Source organism: Nocardioides marmoribigeumensis (assembly GCF_031458325.1).
In the GTDB taxonomy this organism is placed as follows: domain Bacteria; phylum Actinomycetota; class Actinomycetes; order Propionibacteriales; family Nocardioidaceae; genus Marmoricola_A; species Marmoricola_A marmoribigeumensis.
The window spans coordinates 612,354-634,261 of sequence record NZ_JAVDYG010000001.1; the positions used below are offsets into that span (position 1 = coordinate 612,354).

Annotated in this window: 22 protein-coding genes and 3 tRNA genes; 13 read left to right on the top strand and 12 right to left on the bottom strand. The window is 74.0% G+C overall.

The features are described 5' to 3' along the window. Positions 1-183 precede the first annotated feature (183 nt). Positions 184-630, top strand: coding sequence for an SsgA family sporulation/cell division regulator (locus J2S63_RS03010; protein WP_310298425.1), 447 nt, complete (start codon positions 184-186; stop codon positions 628-630). Positions 631-756: 126 nt separating this feature from the next. Here the strand turns inward: J2S63_RS03010 and J2S63_RS03015 are convergent, their stop codons facing one another. Further along, positions 757-1,596, bottom strand: a complete 840-nt coding sequence (locus tag J2S63_RS03015; RefSeq protein ID WP_310298428.1) for an aminotransferase class IV — start codon at positions 1,594-1,596, stop codon at positions 757-759. 128 nt (positions 1,597-1,724) lie between these two features. Between J2S63_RS03015 and J2S63_RS03020 the strand changes: the two genes are divergently transcribed. From J2S63_RS03020 to J2S63_RS03030, 3 genes are all read left to right on the top strand, one after another. Then, positions 1,725-1,797 (top strand) — tRNA-Gly (locus J2S63_RS03020). Between the two features lie 35 nt (positions 1,798-1,832). Then, positions 1,833-1,903 (top strand) — tRNA-Cys (locus tag J2S63_RS03025). A 16-nt stretch (positions 1,904-1,919) separates the two neighbouring features. Beyond that, positions 1,920-1,994, top strand: a tRNA-Val gene (locus J2S63_RS03030). 34 nt (positions 1,995-2,028) lie between these two features. Here the strand turns inward: J2S63_RS03030 and J2S63_RS03035 are convergent. The 5 genes from J2S63_RS03035 to J2S63_RS03055 all read right to left on the bottom strand — a co-directional run bounded on the left by J2S63_RS03035 (position 2,029) and on the right by J2S63_RS03055 (position 6,801). Beyond that, complete coding sequence (locus J2S63_RS03035; protein WP_310298431.1) at positions 2,029-2,748, bottom strand: UPF0158 family protein; 720 nt, start codon at positions 2,746-2,748, stop codon at positions 2,029-2,031. A gap of 133 nt (positions 2,749-2,881) precedes the next feature. Further along, a complete protein-coding gene (locus J2S63_RS03040; RefSeq protein ID WP_310298434.1) occupies positions 2,882-4,387 on the bottom strand; it encodes a hypothetical protein in 1,506 nt (501 codons plus the stop codon). A gap of 364 nt (positions 4,388-4,751) precedes the next feature. Further along, entirely contained in the window at positions 4,752-5,402 is a 651-nt protein-coding gene (locus tag J2S63_RS03045; protein WP_310298437.1) for a hypothetical protein, read from the bottom strand. A gap of 96 nt (positions 5,403-5,498) precedes the next feature. Then, positions 5,499-6,287, bottom strand: a complete 789-nt coding sequence (locus J2S63_RS03050) for a VOC family protein (RefSeq protein WP_310298440.1) — start codon at positions 6,285-6,287, stop codon at positions 5,499-5,501. Positions 6,288-6,354: 67 nt separating this feature from the next. Next, a complete protein-coding gene (locus J2S63_RS03055) occupies positions 6,355-6,801 on the bottom strand; it encodes a hypothetical protein (protein ID WP_310298443.1) in 447 nt (148 codons plus the stop codon). Between the two features lie 42 nt (positions 6,802-6,843). Here J2S63_RS03055 and J2S63_RS03060 point away from each other — a divergent pair, with 42 nt between their 5' ends. Beyond that, positions 6,844-7,680 carry a sigma-70 family RNA polymerase sigma factor gene (locus J2S63_RS03060; protein WP_310298446.1) on the top strand — a complete coding sequence of 279 codons (837 nt, stop codon included), beginning with the start codon at positions 6,844-6,846 and terminating at the stop codon, positions 7,678-7,680. A 61-nt stretch (positions 7,681-7,741) separates the two neighbouring features. Further along, on the top strand, positions 7,742-7,978 hold the full coding sequence (locus tag J2S63_RS03065; protein WP_310298449.1) for a DUF1059 domain-containing protein: 237 nt from the start codon (positions 7,742-7,744) through the stop codon (positions 7,976-7,978). A 3-nt stretch (positions 7,979-7,981) separates the two neighbouring features. On the opposite strand, the gene J2S63_RS03070 is transcribed toward J2S63_RS03065, so the two are convergent. The 3 genes from J2S63_RS03070 to J2S63_RS03080 form a co-directional block, all read right to left on the bottom strand. Then, positions 7,982-9,103: an SAM-dependent methyltransferase gene (locus tag J2S63_RS03070; RefSeq protein ID WP_310298452.1), complete on the bottom strand. Its 1,122-nt coding sequence runs from the start codon at positions 9,101-9,103 to the stop codon at positions 7,982-7,984. Beyond that, complete coding sequence (locus tag J2S63_RS03075; RefSeq protein ID WP_310298455.1) at positions 9,100-9,798, bottom strand: hypothetical protein; 699 nt, start codon at positions 9,796-9,798, stop codon at positions 9,100-9,102. Before J2S63_RS03075 ends, J2S63_RS03070 begins: the two co-directional genes overlap by 4 nt. 66 nt (positions 9,799-9,864) lie before the next feature. Further along, a complete protein-coding gene (locus J2S63_RS03080; protein ID WP_310298458.1) occupies positions 9,865-13,110 on the bottom strand; it encodes an ATP-binding protein in 3,246 nt (1,081 codons plus the stop codon). 68 nt (positions 13,111-13,178) lie between these two features. Here J2S63_RS03080 and J2S63_RS03085 point away from each other — a divergent pair, with 68 nt between their 5' ends. Beyond that, positions 13,179-13,310: a hypothetical protein gene (locus J2S63_RS03085; RefSeq protein WP_310298460.1), complete on the top strand. Its 132-nt coding sequence runs from the start codon at positions 13,179-13,181 to the stop codon at positions 13,308-13,310. A gap of 4 nt (positions 13,311-13,314) precedes the next feature. Here the strand turns inward: J2S63_RS03085 and J2S63_RS03090 are convergent, their stop codons facing one another. After that, positions 13,315-14,442, bottom strand: coding sequence for an Rv3169 family protein (locus J2S63_RS03090; RefSeq protein WP_310298462.1), 1,128 nt, complete (start codon positions 14,440-14,442; stop codon positions 13,315-13,317). Then, complete coding sequence (locus J2S63_RS03095; RefSeq protein ID WP_310298465.1) at positions 14,439-15,584, bottom strand: phosphotransferase family protein; 1,146 nt, start codon at positions 15,582-15,584, stop codon at positions 14,439-14,441. Before J2S63_RS03095 ends, J2S63_RS03090 begins: the two co-directional genes overlap by 4 nt. 101 nt (positions 15,585-15,685) lie before the next feature. Here J2S63_RS03095 and J2S63_RS03100 point away from each other — a divergent pair, with 101 nt between their 5' ends. Genes J2S63_RS03100 through J2S63_RS03115 form a run of 4 tightly spaced genes read left to right on the top strand, consistent with a single transcriptional unit; the run spans position 15,686 to position 18,357 of the window. Further along, on the top strand, positions 15,686-16,261 hold the full coding sequence (locus J2S63_RS03100; protein WP_310298468.1) for a TetR/AcrR family transcriptional regulator: 576 nt from the start codon (positions 15,686-15,688) through the stop codon (positions 16,259-16,261). An 11-nt stretch (positions 16,262-16,272) separates the two neighbouring features. After that, complete coding sequence (locus J2S63_RS03105; protein ID WP_310298470.1) at positions 16,273-17,373, top strand: glycosyltransferase; 1,101 nt, start codon at positions 16,273-16,275, stop codon at positions 17,371-17,373. Further along, positions 17,370-17,795, top strand: coding sequence for an SRPBCC family protein (locus J2S63_RS03110; protein WP_310298473.1), 426 nt, complete (start codon positions 17,370-17,372; stop codon positions 17,793-17,795). The genes J2S63_RS03105 and J2S63_RS03110 overlap by 4 nt, the downstream gene beginning before the upstream one ends. Beyond that, positions 17,788-18,357, top strand: coding sequence for a TetR/AcrR family transcriptional regulator (locus J2S63_RS03115; protein ID WP_310298476.1), 570 nt, complete (start codon positions 17,788-17,790; stop codon positions 18,355-18,357). The genes J2S63_RS03110 and J2S63_RS03115 overlap by 8 nt, the downstream gene beginning before the upstream one ends. Here J2S63_RS03115 and J2S63_RS03120 read toward each other — a convergent pair. Continuing rightward, positions 18,354-19,151 (bottom strand): GNAT family N-acetyltransferase, encoded by a 798-nt coding sequence (locus J2S63_RS03120; RefSeq protein ID WP_310298479.1) that lies wholly within the window; start codon positions 19,149-19,151, stop codon positions 18,354-18,356. The genes J2S63_RS03115 and J2S63_RS03120 overlap by 4 nt on opposite strands. Positions 19,152-19,309: 158 nt before the next feature. Here J2S63_RS03120 and J2S63_RS03125 point away from each other — a divergent pair, with 158 nt between their 5' ends. Together J2S63_RS03125 and J2S63_RS03130 are read left to right on the top strand one after the other, a co-directional pair. Next, positions 19,310-20,377, top strand: a complete 1,068-nt coding sequence (locus tag J2S63_RS03125; RefSeq protein WP_310298482.1) for a ScyD/ScyE family protein — start codon at positions 19,310-19,312, stop codon at positions 20,375-20,377. A 57-nt stretch (positions 20,378-20,434) separates the two neighbouring features. Next, the gene (locus J2S63_RS03130) at positions 20,435-21,889 is read left to right on the top strand and encodes a protein adenylyltransferase SelO (protein WP_310298485.1); all 1,455 of its coding nucleotides are present in this window, start codon (positions 20,435-20,437) and stop codon (positions 21,887-21,889) included. Positions 21,890-21,908: the final 19 nt, after the last annotated feature.

The following is a 21,908-nucleotide window of genomic DNA, read 5'->3' on the forward strand; positions in this document are numbered from 1 at the left end:
CATCTGGGCCATTTGCTCGGGACTTTCGTCTTTCGTGTTTACGGGACCCTTGGTCCGAGGCACTCTGGTGCCAGGGAGATCGAGGGCCCGGGAACAAAGTCCCGAAAAAGTCCGAGAACCCGCGTCATGGAGGCTCTGGGAGGCCGTCTCCTTGACGTCACTGCCAAGGGAGAGGCAACCGAGATGGACTTCAACGTCACCGCCAAGAACACCGCCGCACAGCTGGTCACGACGGTCATGACCCTCGAGCTGATCGACAGCACGGGTGCTGCCACCCCGCTGGAGACCGAGTTCGCCTACGACCCGGCCGACCCGTTCGCGGTGTCCGCCACCTTCGTCACGGTCGCCGGCCGCGTCCAGTGGACCTTCGGTCGCGACCTGCTCATCGGCGGGCTCTACGAGCCGACCGGTGACGGCGACGTCCACGTGTGGCCCTGCCTCGACGGCGACGCCCACTCCGTGGTGATCATCGAGCTCTGCTCGCCCGACGGCGAGGCCCTGGTGCAGGCCCGCGCCTCGGAGCTCACCTCGTTCGTGGAGAAGATGACCTCCTCGGTCGCCCCCGGCGCCGAGTCGGCCTACCTCGACGTGGACGGCGCGATCTCCGCCATCCTGGGCGAGGCTGCCTGAGTCTGGTTCCCTCGGGACGACCGCGGTTTGGGAGGACCTGGTCGTCGCGGCGGAACCCCGCCTCTCCGGCAACGCCGAGGCCGGTCCAGCAACGGAGCTGGACCGGCCTCGGCGCTTTTCGTGCCCTCACGGATCGGGGTGCTCGGCCTCACGCGCGCGCCAGGTCTCGGCCGCGGCCCGGGTGACCGGGCCGACGTCGTCCCACTCGCGGTCGTCGCAGCGGGCGACGGGCTGGACGTCGCGGGTGGTGGAGGCCAGGAACACCTCCTCCGCGCGGGAGAGCACCACGAGCGGCTCGTCGACCTCACGGGCGCCGCACCACTCGACCAGCAGCTCGCGCGTGATGCCCGCCAGGCACCCGGAGGCCAGGGTCGGCGTGCGCAGCTCACCGTCGACGACGTAGAAGACGTTGGAGCCGGTCCCCTCGCACAGGTGGCCGGCCAGGTTGCCGAAGACCGCCTCCTCGGCCCCGCGCTCGGCGGCGTAGGCCAGCGCGACGACGTTCTCGGCGTACGACGTGGTCTTGAGCCCGGCGACCGCGCCACGTTCGTTGCGGGGCCACGGCACCGTCACGACCGATGCCCGGCCCGTCCGCTGCTGCGCCTCCACGGCTGCGACGACGAGCGTGGGGCTGGCGTCGCCGCGACCGGAGCCCATCGGCGCCGGCCCGGCGGTCACGGTGATGCGCAGACGGCCGAACGGCAGATGCCGGCGCTCGAGCACCTCGGCCACCCCCCGGCGTACGGCGTCCTCGTCGACCGGCGGCAGGCCCAGCCCGGCAGCGGAGCGCTCCAGACGCCGCAGGTGGCGCGTGAGGGCGAACGGCACGCCGTCCACGACCTTCACGGCCTCGAACACCCCGTCACCCACCGTGAAGCCGTGGTCGTCGACCCGGATCACGGGCTCCCGGGGGTCGTCGAGCACCCGCCCGTCGACCCACACCGTCGGCTGCTGCTGGTCTGCCACCCGCGTCACGCTAGCCCGTCCGCGACGCCCCCGTGGGGCCGCGCCGAGGAGCCCCCGAAATTGGACACTCCCAGGACGTCGGCTACAGTTCTGCTCGCACGTCACCGGCTCGTCCGGTGGAGTCGCAAGCGGACGTAGCTCAGTTGGTAGAGCGCAACCTTGCCAAGGTTGAGGTCGCGAGTTCGAGCCTCGTCGTCCGCTCGGAGAAGGGTCGCCACACCAGCGAGCTCCTCCTTGGTGGAGTGGCCGAGAGGCGAGGCAACGGACTGCAAATCCGTCTACACGGGTTCAAATCCCGTCTCCACCTCGACACAACACAACAAGGGCGATTGGCGCAGCGGTAGCGCGCTTCCTTGACACGGAAGAGGTCACTGGTTCAAACCCAGTATCGCCCACCACTCCTCACGACCCCTGGCTGCCGGCGACGCGCGCTCAGGGGTCTTGTGCTCGGTGGACGGCACGGTACGCCGGCGCACAGCCGTGAACGGCGAGCCACCTGCGCGCCCTGCCCCGGCGACGGTCGTCGGCGAAGGTCAGCCAGTCACCGAGCAGGTCCTCGTGCTCCCAGATGACGTCTCGGAAGCGCCGGAAGGCGCCCCGTCCGTGCAGTGCGCGTTCGAGCCGGCGGGCGACGTCCGGGGCGCGCACGCTCTCCAGGAAGAGCTGCATGTCGCGGAAGCCGTCCCGCGAGCCCTCGCACTGGACCCACAACCAGGCGTCGGAGTCCAGGTCGTCCTCCTCGAGCTCGCCCTCCTCCATCGCGTCGTCGATCGCGCTCCGGGGCCACACCGCCCCGGTGGCGAGCTCGACCGCCCCGCCACCGTGGACCGGGTCGCCCTCGAGCACGTCCGAGAGCTCGTCGAGATCGACTGGCACCGGACGAAGCAGCGGAGTCGCACCGACCCCTTCGGCGGCCTCCAGGACCTGCCGCAGCTCGTCGTCGCCCGTCCAGCCGCGCGTCTCGAGCCTCTCCCGACAGGCTCGTGCCGTCTCTCCGGCGCCGGGCACCGCGGCGCGCACAGCCGCGGCGAGCCCGTCGCCGATCAGGTGCAGCGAGGCCGGGCTGTCGCCCAGGGCGAGCTCGACGACGTCCTCCAGGTCGCCGCGGGCCACGGCGGAGCGCGCCCTGCGTAGCTGGTCCTGCTCCGTCATCGCTCCCAGCTCTCGGACTCGGCGCTGTCCCGTTCGTGCACGATGGTGCGGCGCCGGGTCGAGGCGAGCAAGGCCGGATCACCCAGCTCCGGGCAGCCCGGCGCGCCGTCGACCGACACACCTGCTGCCTTCATCAGGATGCGGGCCCGGTCGGACACCGAGCCGATGACGCCGAAGTGGTCGAGCAGCTCCGCGGTCTGCAGGCCCGGCGACCAGGCGCCGGCAGTGTGGTTGGCGGTCGCCACCATCCACGCCACCGCCGCCGCTGCGCGCACGGGCGAGGCCTTGCGCGCGAAGACCTTGGGCTCGTTGCGGGCAGCCCGGGCCAGGACCGGCGCATGGCCGTGCGGTGCTCCACGTCGAGCAGCGACTCCGCACCGTCGTCGCACCGGTCGAGGATCTCCTGGACCACCGAGCGGATCGTCTCGGGGATTCCGATCCAGTCGAAGGGCTCATCAGGGAGCGGCACATCGTCGAGCGCCGCGAGTGCTGCCGCGCCACCGACCTCACGAGCCAGCTGGTCGCGGGCCCAGCTGCGGTGGAGCTCCCCACGGTGGTCGGAGTCCATGAGTCGCTCGACGAGGTCGGCCAGACCCGTCGTGGGCTGCGCGCGCACCTGCTCGAGGTAGACGGGCTCCCACCGGTCGATGCTCGCGAGCGTGTCCGCGGTGTGCTCGGCCCGGATGCCCTCGTGGGCATGGCAGTAGCGGGTGTAGGCACGGACGAGCCGCGGAAGTCGCGCCAGGAAGTCGGAGTCGGCCATCACCTTGCGCGGGAACCAGTCGGCCAGGAGCAGCTCGACGGTCACCGGGCTCCGCCGGTAGGGGTCCCCGGGGGCATGGTCGGTGCAGAACCACAGCACGCTCTCCAGCAGATGACGCTCGTCGGGTCCGTCGACGCCGCGGCCGAACGGTGAGGCGAAGAAGTCGGCCGCCACAGCGGCGGTCTCCTGCGCGGTCCACTCCTCGCGACCCTCCAGGTGTCCGCCGGGAGGAAGCAGCTCGGTGATCCACTCCACCAGCGGGCGACACATCGGCCAGCTGTCGGAGGTCGGCTGCGGGTAGGTGCGGGCGCCGCGGTCGACAGCTGCCTCGATCACCGCGCGAGCGCGTGCAGGATCGGTGCGGGTCAAGGACTGGTCCGGGTCGTCGAGCAGCGTCCCCGTCCGCAGGGCCAGGTCCTCCAACGGAGCCGGCACGACGAAGGCGTCCTTCACCACCGAGCCGAGGTTGTGGTCGACGTAGACGAGCGCGGACAAGGCGTCGCCGCTCGGCAGGACCGCGCCCACCAGGTAGTCGTCCCCGTCGCCGAGCACGTGGGTGAGGCACCAGGCCTGCGGGTCTGCTACAGCCCCACCGAACGAGGCGACCCAGTCAGGCAGCGGATGGTGCCGGTGGACCAGCTCTCGGCGGATCGTCTCCGCCACGGCCTCGTCGGTGGTGAGCTCGGCCATGAGGGTGAGCACGGCCGTCGTCTCGGCGTACGGCGTGCCCACGAACGACTCGACCAGGTCTGTCAGGACGATGCCCTGCGGCTCCGGGTGGAACGGGTCGCGGGCCCGCGGGCCGGTGGTCTCGAGCATCCCGCTCACGAGTGACAGCAGGTCGATCGGGTCCGTGGAACGGAGAGCGGACCTCATGCTCTGGAAGAGCCCCTGATCCTCCGCGCGTTCGTCCGGCCTGCGTCCCTGGACGGTCGGTCGCTGACGCGCGTGAGGGGCGTGGTGGCGGCAAGGCTTCTTCCTCGACACGAGGCGACCCTACGACGGGGCCCTCCTCGCGGGACCACCGTCGCGGCGGTGGCAGCTCACCCCGCGAGCGTGTTTCCGGGTTGCACGAGGGTCAGGTGAGACCCGTGCGGCGTACGCTCGTCACAGGGTACGGCCGGGCGCCCAGCGCGCCGGCCCCCGAACCCCCAGGCGGGGGCCCGGCCCGGGTCCGTCGTCCTCCAGGAGCCGCTCGTGCGGATCACCCCAGAGCCGCCGGGCGGCTCCGCCCTGCACCTCACTGCGGTGGCCCGTACACCGCGAAGTTGAACCCCGCGTCGTAGAAGGCCCCGCTCGGCAGGTAGACCGCCACCGTGATCGTCACATCGCCGGTCGCGCACGAGGTGACCGTGGAGTTGACGGTCACGAAGACCCCGCTGAAGCCGGGCGTGCCGATGAAGACGGGCAGCCCGCCCTGACACCCGGGCCGGAGGCCGGGCAGGACGAGCGGGTACACCCCGGTGGAGCTGCGGGAACCCGTGATGTTCCCCGAGGTGGCGGCCTGGCTGAGCACGCCGGAGTCGCTCATGTAGCCCACGGCGAGGAGCCGCGCCGACGGTCGGGCGTCGATCTGGCCCTTGGTGTAGTAACGCTTGTCGTGGTCGTGCGACGCCGGGGCGAAGGAGGCCGCCGTCCGTCCGGCCAGCCTCGCGGAGTCCAGCGCCTTGAGCAGGATGTTGTTGGGCAGCCTCCCTGACGCGTCGGTGGCGACGAGCTTGCCCGCACGGTCGCTGATCGTGGCGCTCGCGCCGACCGCATGTCGCCCGTCCACCTTGTCGGCGTTCATCGCGTCGTAGGCGGCTCGCGCGACGCTCGGCCCCGCGGCGCTGACCAGCCCCGCGACGAGACCGACGGCGAGATACGGCACCCAGCGGCGGACCTGGTTCATGGCGCTCCTCCTCACCGCGGGCCGGAGGACCCGCACCTGCCTGGATTGTGGAGGCCCGCACTGCCCGGAGTCAGGGCCCTGAGGTCCCTGGACTTTTCAGGCCTGGAGGCGGACCTCCACGCCGGCGGGGTCACGCAGGACGGCCAGGACGCCGTACGGCGTGGCCTCGGGCGGCATGAGCACCTCGGCGCCGAGCGAGGCCGCGCGCTCGACGACCGCGCGGGCGTCGTCGCAGCCGAGGTAGACCGCCCAGTGCGCGGGCTCCTCGGGCATGCCCGCGTCGGCGGCGTCGTCCATGATCCCGGCGCGTACGGCGGCCGGGTCGCCGCCCTGGGCGCCGTAGGTCGCGTAGCGGAAACCCGGCAGGTCCGTGACGTGGTCCTCCCAGCCGAACACCCCGCGGTAGAACGCGTGCGTGGCGTCGAAGTCCCGGGTGTGCAGCTCGAAGTGGGTCGGGGCGCCGGCCTCCATCAGGGCGCCGAAGCCGGGCTCCGTGCCGGGCTGCCAGGCGCTCACGACCGCTCCCCCGGCGTCGCGCAGGATCGTGAACGTGCCGTTGGGGGCGACCTCGCAGGGCTCCATCAGCACGGTGCCGCCGTGGGCGGTCGCTGCGGCGGCCGTGGCCGCGGCGTCGTCGGTGCGAAGGAAGACCGACCAGGCGTCCGGCATGCCCCACCCGGGGTCGTTGGCCATGACCCCACCGACCGCGCGGCCGCGGTGGAGGAGGTAGCGGTAGCCCTCGGGCGACCCGGCCTCCTCGCAGGTCCAGCCGAGCAGCTGGGTGTAGAAGGCGACGGAGGCCTCGACGTCGGAGCTGACGAGGTCCATCCAGACAGGGGCGCCGACGGGGATGTGGAGGTCGGTGGTGGCGAGTGGGCTGGTCATGGGGCGGTCCCTTCCGGAGCGGGCTGTGAGCGTGTGTCAGTGGTCGGACCCGGCGAGGACGCGCGACTCATCGGTGCAGCTGCGGCCATCCGGTCAGGAGGGCGTCGAGCTCCGCTCGCCTGAGGTACGACGGGTTGCCGCCGGCCGGCATCCGCAGGACCTCCGCGCCCCGCAGGACCGGGTGGTCGAGCAGCTCGGGCCGCAGCACGTGAGGGTCGACCGGCTCGAGCCGCAGGGGGACGCGCAGCGTCGTCCCGTCGTACGACGCCCGCCCGGTCGTCGTGCCGTGCGCGTGGATCCCGGCGGGGAGGGTCGGGCTGCGCCCGCTCACCCACAGCAGCACGGCCTGACCCGGCTCCACCAGGTCGGCCCGGTAGGTGGGCCGCACGCAGGAGACCCAGTCGGTCGAGAAGCCGCGACGGGCGAGCTCGGCGACGGTCCCCTCGGCGGGGCTCGCCTTGACCACCCAGGCGCCGAGCGACTCCGGGGTGACCGACCGCGACGGCGTGCTCACGCGCCGACCCTGCCCGGCCGCGCAGACGCCTAACCTGGGCCCGTGGAGCAGACGGAGGCCTTCGAGCAGGAGCGCCCGCGGCTGGTGGGCATCGCCGCGCGGGTCCTCGGCGACCACGCCGAGGCCGAGGACGTCGTGCAGCAGGCGTGGCTGCGCCTGCACGGCACGGACGCGGCGATCGACAACCTGCCCGCGTGGCTGACCACCGTCACCACGCGTCTGTGCCTGGACCGGCTCAAGTCGCGGACCCCGACGCCCGTCGAGGAGGTCGAGCCGGCCGACACCGCGCCGGACCCGGTCGACGACGTGGTCCTGGCCGACACCGTCGGCGTGGCGCTGCAGGTCGTGCTCGACCGGCTCACGCCGTCGGAGCGGGTGGCGTTCGTGCTCCACGACACCTTCGGCTTCGAGTTCCCGCTGATCGCCTCCCTGCTGGGCACCACGCCCGCCGCCGCCCGCAAGCTCGCCTCCCGGGCACGCGCCAAGGTCAGCGCCCCCGCCTCCGAGGACCACCTGGCCGACTGGGAGGTCGTCGACGCGTTCCTCGAGGCGGCGCGCGAGGGCGAGTTCACCCGCCTGATGGAGCTGCTCGCCCCCGACGCGTTCGTCGGCGCCGACGAGGCCGCGGTGCTCGCCGGCACCCCGTCGCGCATCGAGGGCCGGGACGCGGTCGCCGCGTTCTTCGACGGGGCCGCGAAGACGGCCTTCCCGGCGTACGTCGCCGACCGGCCGGTGGCCGCGTGGATCCACCGCGGCGAGGCCCGGGTGGTCTTCGACTTCGAGGTCGTCGACGGCCGGGTCCGGAGCATCACGTTCCGGGCGGCGCCCGACGTGCTCGCGGCCGTCGTACGACGGGACGGGGCGGTCGCGCGCACCTGACGGTCACACTCGTGGCTCCCCGCTCGTCGGGAGGTCAGGAACCGATCGAGAGGACGACCCCATGAAGACGATGACCTGCCGCGAGCTCGGCGGACCCTGCGACCTCGAGCACCGCGGCGAGACCGCCGACGAGGTGATCAAGGCCCAGGACGCGCACCTCAAGGAGGCGGAGAAGGCCGGCGACACCGCGCACCAGCCGGCCCGCGACGAGATGAAGGGCCGGTGGCGGCACCCGAAGCGGTCGATGGGCTGGTACACCCAGGTCAAGCGGGACTTCGCCGGCCTCCCGGAGGCGTGAGGCTCAGCGCCGCAGCACGTAGCACCGCAGCAGGTCGTGGCCGAGGTCGACGACCTGCACGTCGGGCAGGCCGGCCTCGGTGGCGTAGGCGCGCAGCGTCGAGGGCCGCATGACCGCGCCGGTCCCGGCCGACCCGTCCTCGCTGAGGCCGACGGGCAGGCAGTGCAGCACCGACGAGGCGTAGAACAGCCGCTCGGGCAGCGGCCCCTCCTGCCCCGGCCCCGGCGGGGCGAACTCGTCGGCGACCGCCTCGTCGAGGACGACCACGCAGCCGTCCTCGGCCAGGGAGGACCGGGCCGCGGCGAGCGCGGCGACCGGGTGCGCCATGTCGTGCAGCGCCTCCAGCACGAGCACCGCGTCGCAGGTGCCCGCCACCGCTCCCAGGTCGGCGTCGGCGTGCAGCGTCTCGAAGCGCACCCGGTCGCCGACCCCCGCGGCGGCAGCGTGCTCCCTCGCGTCGGTCACCGACGCCTCGTCGCTGTCGACGCCCACGACCGTCAGGCCGGGGAACCCCTGGGCGAGCGCGACCGCGGCGTAGCCGACCCCACAGCCCAGCTCCAGGACCCGCGCCCCCGGCCGCGAGAGCCGCTCGTCGAGCCCGAGCAGCGGCACCCACTCCGGCACGAGCCGCTGCTGCCAGTCACCGCGGTTGAAGGCGCCCTGCGCCTCGCGCAGGCCGTCGCCGTACTCCCCGAACGACAGGCCCCGGCCCTCGCGCCAGGCGCGCGTGACGGCCGGCATCGAGAGCCCGGCGGCGCCCAGGAGCCGCACCAGGGGCGTGAGGTCGAACGGGCTGCCCTCCGCCGCGAGGACGAGGGCCGTGCTCGCGGGCAGGGAGTAGGAGCGGGCGTCCGGGTCGGCGGCCGGGTCGTCCACCCCGACCAGCCCGGCCATGGCCTGCTGCTCCAGCCACTCGCGGCAGTAGCGGGCGGCGATGCCCGTCGCCTCCGCCAGCGCCGGCGCCGTGCGCGGGGACGCGGCCAGGGCGGCGTACAGCCCGGTCTCGAGCCCGAGCTGGATCGTCATCAGCTCCAGGGACCCGAGGGCCGTCGCGACCAGGCGTCCGGCGAGGGCTCCGGCCGCCTCCACCGTCACCGGGGACGGCTGGTCCAAGGTGGCGGTCATGCCGGCACCCCGGCCGTCGACCCGGCGTTGGCCTCGGCGATCTGCTGCTCGAGCTCGACGCTCCAGCTGCCCGCGCAGTGCACGCGCAGCGACGCGACCCGGCCGCCGCGCAGGCGGGCGACGAGGGTGCCGACCGAGAGCGTGGAGGGCTGCTCGGCCGTGGGGTGGGTGCGGTAGGCGTACTCGACGAGGACGCCGTCCGCGATCGGGTGGGCCTCCCACTGCTCGAAGGTCCGGCCCGGGGCCTCCTCGCGCAGGCCCGTCACCATCTGGTCGACGCCGCGGGTGACGACCTGCCAGTGCGGCACGAACATGTCGACGGTGACGTCGTCGGCGACCAGGCCGTCGAGCACCTCGTTGGTCTCGAGCGTGTGGCGCAACCCGTGGGCGACGCCCTGACGGAGGTCGGCCGAGGTGACGAGGTCGAGGTCGGTGAACTCCGCGGGACCGTCGGTGAGCGCCATCGCCTGCGCGGCCATCGCGTCGGTCTCGGGAAGCGCGGAGTTGACCCTCGCGTCCTCCCAGGAGGCGAAGTGGTTGACCGAGACGTAGTGCGTCGGGTCGTGGCGGTCGCGGTAGAGCGCGCCGTCGACCAGCGTGCGGCGACCCTCGGTCTCCTCGGTCCACCGCCGCTCGAGCTCCTCGAGGGCCTCGATGCGGTCGGTGCGGAAGCTGATGATCTGGACGAAGGACATGGACCCCTCCTCGGCTGGGCCGCGGCCGGTGCCGCGGGCTCTGACCTGCAGGCGTGAGGTCGGGCCTCACGTCGTGACCTGCCACCTCACGTCGCGCTCGGGCTCGTAGCGGCAGAACACCCCGGTGCGCACCGATGCCCGCAGGTGCCGGCCCGCCTCGGGGTGCTGCTGCTCGACGCGCGCGAGCGTCTCCTTGAGCCGGCGCGTGACGCGGGAGCGGGCGCGCTCCGCCTCCCCACCGGTACGGCGGGCGCGGCCACCCAGCCCGTAGGCCGAGCGCAGCGCCGACAGGAGGGCCTCGCGCTCCTCCCGGAGCCGGTCGGCCTCGTCGTCGCGGCCGTCGTCCTCCGCGTCCGCGAGGTCCGCCTCGATCGTGGCCAGCCGCTCGGCGTACTCCCGGCGCGCGCGGTCGTCCAGCACCTCCCCGAGGTCTCCCCCGGCGGCGACCGCGGCGCGCGTGTCTGCCCGGCCGCCACCGTCGAGGTCGAGCACGTGGACCTCGTGGCCCGGGCGGGTGAGCAGCACCGCGAGGTCAGCCAGGCCCTTGCTGTCGGTGAGGGTGACCGCGCGACCGGCGTAGGTGAGCGTCCAGACCTCGCCGTGGCGGGCGAGGGCGGTGCCGACGGGCTCGACGGGGGTGCTCCCCGGGTCGACCGGGTCCACCGGGTAGCGCTCGGCGTACCACCGGGCGCGCCGGTCCAGGCCCATCGCGAGCAGCTCGGACTGCGCGTGCTCGAACAGCCGGTGGGCCTCCTGCGCCGCCCCCCGGCCGGCGAGGACGCCGGCGAGGACCCCCTCGGAGTAGGCGACGTGCAGCCGGCTCCCGAACCGGGCGTTGCCCGCGACCGCTGCCCGCGCGTGCTCCTCGGCCTCCTCGAGCCGGCCGGAGGCGTGGGCGAGCATCGCGAGCAGCCGGTCGGTGACCCCGTGGGTCCCGGCCGCGATGCCGTCGACGGCGACCAGGCCGGCGTACGGCAGGAGGCGGGCGTGGACGACGTCGCAGTGCTCGGGCTCGTCGCGTCCCTCGACCAGCGACACCGCCGCGTGGCACAGCCCGGAGAGCCGCTCGGCGTCGTCGGGCAGGCCGTCGACCAGCTCGGCCAGACGCGGCAGGGCCGGGCGGCGGACGTGGTCGGGCTGGCCCGGGAAGAGGGCGACATAGGTGGCGCCGTCCGGCGCGAGCTCGGGCAGCACGCCGAGCATCTCGAGCATGACCGGGAGCTGCTCGGCGAGCCGGTCCTCCTCCCCCGCGGCCCACGACTCCTGGACGTAGGAGAGCGCCGCGGCGTTGCGGCTGCCGGCCCGACCGCCCAGCTCGCGCGCCTCGCGGGCCGCGGCGATCATGGCGGGCACGTCGCCGCGCAGCTGGGCGCGGAAGCCCCGCCACAGCGGGACGTACCACGAGCAGAGCGGCTGCCCGAGCTCGTCGGCGACGGCGGCGAAGCGGTCCATGTCGGCGAAGGCGCCGGTGCTGTCGCCCAGCTCGAGCCGCGCCACGACGCGGTGCCGCAGGCCGAGGAGCACCATGGCTGGGTCGCGGCCCTCGGAGAGCCGGACGATCTCGCCGGCCTGGGCCACCCGCGTGTGCACGTGGGCCGGGCCGGCGAAGGCGTCGCAGTGCGCGGCCAGCGCGTGGGCCGTGGCCCGCGGGTCGCCCACCCGTCGGGCCATGTCGACCGCCTCCTGCGCCAGGCGCGGCCGGGCGGCGTCGCCGGCGGTGTAGGAGACCGCGACGGCGAGCCTGGCCAGCAGGTCGACCCGGGTGACCGAGTCGTCGGCGGGCAGGGCGTCGAGCGCCTCGGTGAGCAGGGCGACCTGGGCCTCGTCGTGCAGCCGGACCTCGAAGCCGGTGAGTCCGGCGGCGTAGCCCAGGGCGGCCGCGGCCAGCCCCTCGGCGTCCTCGTGCTTGCGGGCCAGCGCCGCGGCCTCCTCGAAGACCGACCTGGCGGCGTCGAGGTCGCCGTCGGCCAGCAGCGCGTCGGCCCAGTGCCGGAGCACCTCCCCGCGACGCGGGTCGTCGGGGGTCGTCACGTCGGCCACGCGGCGCCAGCCCTGCGCGGCGACGGCGTAGGCGCGGGCGGAGTACGCCGCCGCGGCGGCGCGGCTCCCCCAGGCGACGGCCCGGTCGAGGTCACCGAGCGGGAGGGCGGCCAGGGCGTGGTGGGCGGCCTCGGCGAGCGCAGATGGGCTGAGGTCCGCGGCGCCCTCGAGGTGGTCCGCGACGGCGAGGTGGAGCGCGCGCCGCTGCGCGACGGGGACCGTCTCGACCAGCGCGTCCCTGACCAGGGCGTGCCGGAACACCACGCCACCGTCCTCCCCCTCGGCCAGGCCGGCGGCCGCCGCCTCCGCGAGGTGCTCCTCGACGTCGCCCGCGTCCTGCCCGGTCACCGCCGCCACCGTCGACAGGCTCGGCGTCGCACCCGCCACTGCGGCCGCGGCGAGCGTGGCGGCGCACGGCTGGGAGAGGCGCGCCAGGCGGCGCCGCAGCAGCGAGCGGGCGCTGTCCGGGACGAGCCTCACCGCGGCCGCGCTCTCCCCCCGCGAGGCGGCCAGGCGCCCCATCTCCGTTGCGAACAAGGGGTTCCCGCCCGTCCGGGCCGCGAGCTCACGGGCGTCGTCGTCGTCGAGGCGGAGCCCGCTGGCGTCCTCGACCACGCGGGCGAGGTCGGCGGCCGCCAGTCCGGCGAGGGGGACCACCTCCGCCCAGCGGTGCAGGGTCAGCCGGAGCTCGTCGGCGAGGTCGCCGCGCTCGATCTCGTGCGACCGCCAGGCCGCGACCGCCACGACGCCTGCGGGCAGCCCCGTGCTCGCCAGGAACGAGAGCAGCCGCAGCGAGTCGGGGTCGGCCCAGTGCACGTCGTCGAGCAGCATCAGGAGCGGCCCCTGCCGGGCCTCGGCCTCGAGCGCGGCCAGCACGGCGTCGAACAGCGGGAACCGGTCCGGCGCGTGCTCCGGTCCGGTCAGCCCCGCCGGGGGCCCGGCGGCCTCGGGCACGAGCACCGTCGCCGCGCGGGCGCGCGGGCCCCAGCGCCGTCGTACGCCCTCGGCGGTGGCGTCCTCGCCGAGCAGCCGGCGCAGGACCTGCGTCCACAGCCAGTACGCCGGCGTGGCCGGGTCGGACCAGCCCGCCCCCCGGGCGACCGCGACGCGCCGGTCGGCGGCGAGCGTCTCGGCCTCGGCGAGCAGCCGGGTCTTGCCGATGCCGGCCTCGCCCTCGACCCACAGCAGCCGCCCCGGCCCGCCCTGTGCGGAGTCCAGGACCTCGAGCAGGCGGGCGCGCACGGGGTCACGACCCACCATCCGTGCGGTCATCGGCCCTCCTGAGCGGCTCGACGCACTGCCCGGGGACACTCTGCTCCTGCCGGGGTCACCCTGGAAGGGTGATCTCCCACGACGTCGCCGTCCGCCTGTCCGCGGCGGGCCTGGCCTGGACGCCGGCGAACGCCGACCGGTTGTGGCTGGGGGCGGCCGACGCGGCGGCCCGGGCACTGCTCGCCGTCCTGGCCGGGTGACCCCTCAGCGGACGTCGAAGAAGTCCTCGAAGCCGCTCGGGTCGTGGCGGCCGATCACGAAGTGCTCGAAGAGGCCCCACCCCTCGTAGGACCTTCCCCGGTCGGTGAGGACCGCCCGTCCCACGTGGTCGACGCAGCCGAACATGACGCGGCCCTTCACCTGCTCGTCGGCGAGGTCGTAGGTCACGCGCTCGGTGAACCCCTCGCCCTTCCAGGTGCCGTGGGTCCAGTCGGGGTCGCCGCCGTAGCCCCCGCCGACGTGCAGCGGGGTGGCGAGCAGCGAGGTGACGTCGAGGTGCATCGGCTCGCCGGACGGGGTCGCCAGGCGGAGGCGCGCCCCGGTCGGGGTGCGGGTGCCGGGGGCGTAGTCGACCGCCACGACCGGCCACCCGAGCTGCTCGACCCGGCCGTCGGCCCACACCCGGTGGACGTCGTTGAGCGTGCGGTGGCCGCTCGGCTCCTCCTGGAGGATCACCACGACCGCGAAGTCGTCGAACCGCATCGGGACGTAGAGCCACCACATGCCCTCGAAGGGCGGGTCGCTCGGAGCGCCGGGCGGCTCCGCCGCACCGACCGGACGGATGCCCCACGAGCGGTCGCGCGTGCCGACCCAGCGGTCGGGCGTGACCTCGAGACGCTCGCCGTCCACGACGAGGTGCCCCGACCACGTGCCGACCTGGGCGAAGCGCTGCGCGTCGAGCGTGACCCGGGCCCCCGACCGCAGCACGTGCGGCTGCTCGCGCAGCACCGGGAACGAGCCCTCCCAGTTGAGGTCGGCGGAGATGCCCTCGGTCTCGTCGAGGGTGACCCGCAGGCGCTGGAGCGGCTGCTCGACGTCGATGCGGAACCCGCCGACGCGCTGGTCGAGCCGGTCGTCGTCGCAACGGTCGGACAGGTGGACGGCGGTCTGCCGGCCGTCGCGGGCCACGAGCAGGAACGCGTCCTTGGTGCCCAGGTTGGGGTAGTAGCCCAGACCGCCGACCACGAAGACCTCGCCGGTGCGGTCGTGGGCGTTGAAGTAGCAGCGGTCGTAGAAGTTGCGGTCCGAGCTCGCGGGCCACGCGACCGGCAGCGGCGCCTGGTGGATCGGGAATTCGTCGAGCGGGCTGATGCCGCCGCTGCCGGTGCTCACGCGCCGACCTCGTCGAGGATCTGGGCCATCAGCGGCCCGCAGTGCATGAGGGAGTCGACCTCGTCGGGTCGTTCGATCTCGCCGAAGTGGATCTGCCGCGCCCCGGTGCGCATGAAGACGATGCACCACTGCAGACCGTTGTAGACGTGGTACCAGGTGAGGTCGCACAGGCGGGCGCCGCTGAGCTCCTCGTAGGTCGCGACGACGTCCTCCTCGCGCAGGAAGTCCGGCATGCCGGGCAGCTCGAGGGCGGCGGCGATCGACTCGAAGACGCGGTGGGCGAAGACCATCCACGACACGTCGAGCTCGCGCGGCCCGAGGCAGGCCATCTCCCAGTCGAGGACGGCGACCGGCTCGAAGTCGCGGTAGATCATGTTGCCGATGCGCGCGTCGCCCCAGCAGAGCACGTCGTCGATCGGGTCGGTCTCCGGGACGTTGGCCTCCAGCCACGCCAGCGCACGCTCCGCGAGCGGCGACCGGCCGATGTCCGCGGCGGCGTAGCCGTACCACGCCTTCGTCCGCGCGAGGTCCCGCTGGAGCAGGGTCTCCCCGTCGTGGCCGTGCCGGGCCGGGTCGAGGAACTCGAAGGTCGTGGTCGCGTCGCGGATCGCGTGCAGCCCGGCCAGCACGGCCACCGAGGAGTCCCGCAGCCTGGCCTGCTGCTCGGGGGTCGCGTCGTGCACCCAGCTGTCGCCGAAGTTGTAGGGCAGGACGTCGGGAGGTATGACGCCCTCCACCCGGTCCATCAGGAAGAACGGCGTCCCGAGCACCGTGCCGGTCGGCTCGATGAGCCCGACCTGTGGGACCGGCACGTCGGTGACCTCCCCGACCAGGCGCATCACGTCGTACTGCTCGCGCAGCTCGTAGCGGGGGAACACCGGGAAGTCCTCGGCCGCCGGGGCGACCCTGGCGACGTACCGACCCACCCTCTGCTCGCCTCCCTCGCGCCAGGTGGCGTCGAGGACCAGGGTCTCGCTGCTCATGCCGTTGGCGTCGACGCCGGAGAGCAGCGAGAGGGTGGGCCGGCTGCCCGGCGGCAGGGCGCCGGACAGCCAGTCCTGAAGCAGTCGCTCCGTGCCCGCCGCGTCTCGGCTCGACCGCTGCAGGCGGAGGTCGGCGGGGGGTCCGGAGGTGCTGGTCATCCGGGGATGATGGCTAGAACAGGTTCTCGAGTCAACGGTCCAGACATTCACGTCAATGGGCATTGACACGAATGTGGGATTCGGCGTCAACTACCACTGACATGAAAACAACCCGCACGTACACGATGGGCGCCCGCGCCGAGGCGGTCGAGCGCACGCGGCGAGGGATCATCGACGCGGTGGTCCGGCTGGCCCAGCAGCGCCCGTTCACCGAGATCTCGCTGGACGCCGTCGCGAGCGACGCAGGTGTGAGCGTCCAGACCGTGCTGCGACAGTTCGGCTCGCGCGACGAGCTCCTCGAGACCGCGCTGGAGGTCGCCAGGCGCGAGGTCGTCGAGAGCCGGCGCACGCCCCCGGGCGACGTCCCCTCGGCCGTCCGCACGATCGTGTCGCACTACGAGGAGCACGGCCGCGCCGCCCTCCTCATGCTCGGCCAGGAGAGCCACGACCTGTTCGCCCGGCACGTCACCGACCGGGGCCGGAAGATGCACCGCGACTGGGTGCGCGAGGCGTTCGCGCCGGCCACCGACGACGTCCTCACCCTCGACCTCCTGGTCGTCGCGACCGACGTCTACACCTGGAAGCTGCTGCGACTGGACCGCGGGCTGTCCCGTGCGACGACGCAACGGCGGATGCTGCACCTCGTCAACGCCGTCCTCGCGGCCGACACCCCCTGAAGGAGACCCCCATGGCCGAGATCCTCGTCGTCACCTGGGACGGGGGCGGCAACGTGCCGCCTGCCACCGGCATCGCCCGCGAGCTGCTCTCACGGGGTCACCGGGTCCGCTTCGTCGGGCACCGGGCACAGCACCGGAGCCTCGTCGACGCGGGCTTCGAGGTCGCGCCCTCGCCGCGGTCACGCGACTTCAGCGGCGTCCAGGAGAGCTCGCCGGTGACGATGGCGCGCACCTTCTCCGACCGCGGCCTCGCCCGCGACGTGATCGCCGCCCTCGACGCACGCCCGGCCGACCTCGTGGTCGTCGACTGCCTGCTGATGGGCGTGCTCGAGGCCGTGCGCGCGCACGGGACGCCGTACGTCGTCCTCGAGCACCTGTACGACGCCTCCTACCGCTCGCTGCTGCGGGGGCCGATCGGCCTCGGGATGCGCCTGCACGGGCTGCGACCGGGCCGTGCGCTGGCCGGGGCCGCCGCACGGCTGGTCGCCTCGGTCCCGGAGCTCGACCCCTCGGGCGAGCGGGCCGGCATCGAGCACGTGGGGCCGGTCGTCGAGTGGAGCCCTCGGGTCCCGGGCGACCCGGCCGTGCTGGTCAGCCTCAGCACCTTCGCCTACCCCGGCATGGCCGACTGCCTGCAGCGACTGCTGGACGCGACCGCCGGGCTGGAGGCCCGGGTGGTGGTGACCACCGGCCCGGTGGTCGACCCCGCCTCGCTGCGCACGGCCGCCAACCACGAGGTGCACCGCTTCGTCCCGCACGCCGAGCTGATGCCGCACATGTCGCTGGTCGTCGGCCACGGCGGTCACTCGACGACCATGCGGGCGCTGGCCCACGACCTGCCCCTGGTGGTCATGCCGATGCACCCGATGGTCGACCAGCCCGTGGTCGGCAGGTCGGTCGCCCGGGCCGGCGCCGGCCGCGTCGTGCCCAAGGCGGCACCGGCCAAGCGGGTGCGGCCGGTCATCGAGGATCTGCTGGCCGACGGTCCCCACCGGGCGGCCGCCGCCCGGCTCGGCGAGGCCGTCCGCGCGCGTCCCGGTGCGCGGCGGGCCGCGGACCGGGTCGAGGACCTGGTCAGCCACCGGCGGCCGGGTGTACCGTTTGGTACATGATCTCCTCGACCCGCACGATCCCCGCTCCCCCGGCGCAGGTGTACGCCGCCCTGGCCGACGTCGCGCACTGGCCCGACTGGCTCGACACCGTCGACTCCCTCGAGCTGCTCGACGGCGCCGCGAGCCCGCCCGCCGTGGGCGACCGCGCGACCATCCGGCAGCCCAGGCTCCCGGCTGCCACCTGGACGGTCACCGAGGTCGAGCCGGGTCATCACTTCACCTGGGAGTCGACCGCGCCCGGCCTGCGGTTCGTCGGCCGTCACGTCGTCGAGCCGTCCGGCGACGGCGGCTCGGTGGTCACGCTCGGGATCGACCAGCAGGGACCCCTGCGCGGCTTGGCCCGGCTGCTGTGGGGCCGGCTCACCCAGGAGTACGTCGACCGCGAGGGCGTGTGCCTCGAGAACCGCGTGCTGGGTGGCTGAGGCATCGGCCGAGGGCCCGCGCGAGCGCCTGCTCGCACGTGCGGTCGAGCACTTCGGCCGCACCGGGCTCGGGGACCGGAGCCTCCGCGGGATCGCCGAGGACCTCGGCACCAGCCACCGGATGCTGATCTACCACTTCGGGTCCCGAGAGGGCCTCGTCGCGGCGGTCTCCCTCGCCGTCGAGGCGCGCCAGCGCGAGGTGATGGCGCAGGCCTACGCCGATCCCGACGCCGACCCGCTGACGGCCGCGGCGGCGTACTGGGCCGACACGGTGGCGGCGACGCGTCGCTACGGGCCGCTGTTCTTCGAGGCCGCCGCGCACGCGGCGCAGGGCCGCCCGCACGCCGACGACTTCGCCCGCGGCATGGTCGCCGACTGGCTGCCCGCGGTCACCGAGCAGTGCCGGCGCGCCGGGATCCCCGACGACGGGGCCGAGGACCACGCCCGCCTCGCGCTCGCCGCCACCCGCGGGCTCCTGCTGGACCTGCTGGTGACCGGCGAGGACGACGCGGTGGCCCGCGCCTCCGCAGTGCTGCACCGCTTCCTGCTGCGGCCCGCCTAGCGCGTCCAGATGTACGGCGTCGTGGTCGTCACCGCGAGCAGCCCGGAGCGCTCCAGGATGGGCCTCGACATCGGCGTGCAGTCGGACTGGATGTAGCGGAACCCCCGCCCGAGGGCGGACCGGGCGCGGGCGCTGACCAGCGCGCGGTAGAGCCCCCTCCCCCGCCACTCCGGCACCGTCGAGCCGCCCCAGACCCCGGCGAACTCGGTGCCCTCGACGCCGACCAGCCGCCCGCCGGAGACGATGCGTCCCTCGTGCTCGACGACCCAGTACTCGTCGCCGCGCGCCATCCCCTCCAGCCCCGACCGCACCGAGCCCCAGGACTCCCCGAACACCCCGGCCTGCATCTCGAGCAGGGCGGCGAGCTCGATCTCGACGTCGGACGCCCCGGCCTCCAGCCGTCGTACGACGACGCCGTCGGGCAGGTCGAGGTCCACGACCAGCGACGCGGCCTCGCCGATCATCACGGTCTCCTCCTCCTCGGCCTCGAGGCCGGCCGCGACGAGGTGGTCGACCAGGTCGGCCGGGAGGTCGTGGCCGCGGGTCTTCCACTCGAAGCGCTCCATCGCGGTGCGGTCGCGGAAGAACGCCACGACCTCGGCGACCAGCTCGTCGAGCGCCTCGCCGTCCAGGTCCCCCAGGCTCCGGTAGGACACGAACCCGCCGCCCCCGTCGTCGAACTCGGCCAGCACCACGGGTCCGAGCGGGGTCACCTTGACGGCCCCCACCACCTCGGCGTCGCCCCGCAGGTCGCGGTCATAAGCACGCAGCATCTCGTCTCGCAGGTCGTCCACGGGCCCATGATTCACCCTTAGGGCGAGTCCCGGGCGAACAGGACCGACGGCCCTGCCGCAACGAGCACCGCGCCGCGTAGACCGGGCTGGCAGCAGTTTTTCTCACCTCAGACAACGAAGGGGGACCCCTCATGGTTTCTCGGACCAGAGCCGCACTGGTGACCGTGCTGGCACTCGGCACGGCAGGCGCCGTCGTCGCCGCGCCGGCCACCTCCACGGCCGCGATCAGCGGCGGCGGGCACGGGATCGTCGTCGCCTCCAAGCTCGGCGACCCGTTCGGTCTCCAGAGCGCGCGGGCCCACCGGGGCCTGATCGTCGCGGAGAACGCCGGGAGGGTGACCCGCCTCTTCGCCGACGGCCGCAAGCGCACCATCCTCTCCGGCGTCCCGGGCCTGGCCGGTGTGGCCGGCGGGCCGCGCCGCGTCTTCGCCGTCGTCGGTGGACCCAACGAGGAGGGCTCCCCCTCGGGCGGCAAGTACGGCCCCAGCCGCGTGATCCGCATGACCTACAACGGCAAGGGCAAGAAGGTCATCGCCAACCTGCTGGCCTACGAGCTCAAGCACAACCCCGACGGCCAGAAGCAGTTCGTCAAGGGCAAGCCGGTCGACGCACTGTCCAACCCGTTCGCCATGACCTGGTCGAAGTACGGGCTCTTCGTCGCCGACGGTGGCGCCAACGACGTGCTCAAGGTCAACCCCGCAACGGGCAAGGTCTCCACGTTCTTCGTCCCGCCGACCGTGAAGGACGAGAAGGCCTGCAAGGGCCCGGACGCCAACGCCAACCCGGGCACCAAGGGCTGTGACCCGGTGCCGACCGGTGTGCAGGTCGTGGGTCGCGACGTCTTCGTCAGCACCCTCGGCGCCGAGGCGCCCTCAGCGGGCCGCGTCTACCGTGTCGACGCCCGCAGCGGCAAGGTCCGCAACGTGTGGACCAACCTGACCGCGCCGACCGGGGTCGCCGTCCGTCGTGACGGGACGGTCTACTTCTCGCAGGTGCTGCACGGCGCCCCGGCGGGACCGCCCGGACCGGGCTTCGACCCCGCCGACGTCGGCCGCATCGTCCGCATCCGCAACGGCCACCGCACCTTCGCGCCCGTGACGATGCCGACCGGCCTGCTGCTCAAGAGGGGCGTGCTCTACGCCAGCTCGTGGAGCGTGGGGTCCTTCCTGGGCATGAAGGACGCGGGCAAGGTCGTGCGCGTGCCCGACTCGCTGTTCCACCGCTGAGCCACCGGCTCACCCGCCCGAGCCTGCGAGCGCGCACCCCGCTCGTAGGCTCGTGGCGTGACCACGACCTCCGTCCGCCTCGGCAACCGGTTCGCGACCGCGCTGCCCGAGCTCGCCCTCCCCTGGACGGGTGAGGCGGCCCCGGACCCGCGGCTGCTCGTGCTCAACGAGCCGCTCGCCGCGGCGCTCGGCCTCGACCCGTCGTACCTCCGGAGCGAGGCGGGCCTCGGCCTCCTCCTCGGCACCGACGTCCCGCCGGGTGCCACGCCCGTCGCGCAGGGCTATGCCGGACACCAGTTCGGCGGATGGTCGCCGCGTCTCGGTGACGGGCGCGCGCTCCTGCTGGGCGAGCTCGTCACCGACTCCGGTGACCTGCGCGACCTCCACCTCAAGGGCAGCGGCCGCACGCCGTTCTCCCGCGGCGGCGACGGCCTGGCCGTCGTCGGCCCGATGCTGCGCGAGTACGTCGTCAGCGAGGCCATGCACGCTCTCGGCGTCCCCACCACCCGGTCCCTCGCGGTGGTCGCGACCGGCCGTGAGGTGCGGCGCGAGCGGCTCGAGCAGGGCGCCGTCCTGGCGCGGGTGGCGAGCAGTCACCTGCGCGTCGGGACCTTCCAGTACGCCGCCTCGCTCGGCGACCGCCCGCTCATGGTGCGGCTGCTCGACGAGGCGATCGACCGTCACCACCCGTCGGCGCGCTCGGCCCCCGAGCCTGCGCTCGGGCTCTTCGACGCCGTGGTCGAGGCCCAGGCCCGGCTCGTCGCGCAGTGGATGCTGGTCGGCTTCGTGCACGGCGTCATGAACACCGACAACATGACGATCTCCGGCGAGACCATCGACTACGGCCCCTGCGCGTTCGTCGACGCCTTCGACCCGGCGGCGGTGTTCAGCTCGATCGACCACGGCGGTCGCTACGCCTACGGCCGGCAGCCGCTCGCCGCCGAGTGGAACCTCGCCCGTCTGGCGGAGACGCTCCTGCCGCTCATCGACGAGGACTCCACGGTCGCGGCCGAGAAGGCGACCGAGTCGCTCGGCCGCTTCCGCGGCCTCTACTCCGCCGCCTGGTACGACGGCCTCCGGGCCAAGCTCGGCCTGCCGGAGGGTCTCGCCGACGACGTGTTGACCGCCCTGTCCACCGACCTGTTCGCGCTGCTCGAGTCGGGGCACGTCGACTTCACCTCGTTCTTCCGGCGGCTCGGGTCCGCGGCCCGCGACGACCGGGCGCCCGCGCGCTCGCTCGTCCTCGACCTGCCGGGCATCGACGCCTGGCTCGACTCCTGGCTCGCGCTCGCCCCGGACGCCGACGCCATGGACCGCGCCAACCCGGCGTACGTCCCGCGCAACCACCTCGTCGAGGAGGCCCTCGCGGCCGCCACCGCCGGGGACCTCGCTCCCCTGCACACGCTGCTCGACGCGGTCACCTCGCCGTACGACGAGCGCCCGGGGCTCGAGCGCCACCTCGAGCCCGCGCCCGACAGCTTCGGCGCCTACACGACGTACTGCGGCACCTAGCCTGTCCGCATGACCTGTC